The sequence below is a fragment of the Bradyrhizobium cosmicum genome (assembly GCF_032290525.1).
GTDB lineage: Bacteria > Pseudomonadota > Alphaproteobacteria > Rhizobiales > Xanthobacteraceae > Bradyrhizobium > Bradyrhizobium cosmicum_A.
Genome location: NZ_JASXTA010000555.1, coordinates 1 through 240, shown reverse-complemented (window position 1 = coordinate 240; position 240 = coordinate 1). Strand labels below are relative to the sequence as shown.

The following is a 240-nucleotide window of genomic DNA, read 5'->3' as shown; positions in this document are numbered from 1 at the left end:
CCGAAACGGCGTTCCCGTCTGGCATATTCGGCAATGGCGCTTTCGAGCGCGGCCTTGTCGAAATCGGGCCAGTGGATCGGCACGAACACAAGTTCGCTATAGGCCGCCTGCCACATCAAGAAGTTCGACAGCCGCTGTTCGCCGCTGGTGCGGATGATCAGGTCGGGATCGGGAATGTCAGGTGCATCGAGATAGCGGCCGAGCGTATCGGCATCGATCGAGGCGGGATCGCGCTTGCCC

General features: G+C 61.7%; 1 protein-coding gene. It reads right to left on the bottom strand.

Annotation, left to right across the window (positions count from 1 at the left end):
- The coding region (locus QSV46_RS40915) for an undecaprenyl diphosphate synthase family protein (protein WP_314964462.1) at positions 1-240 on the bottom strand (240 nt) is incomplete at both ends.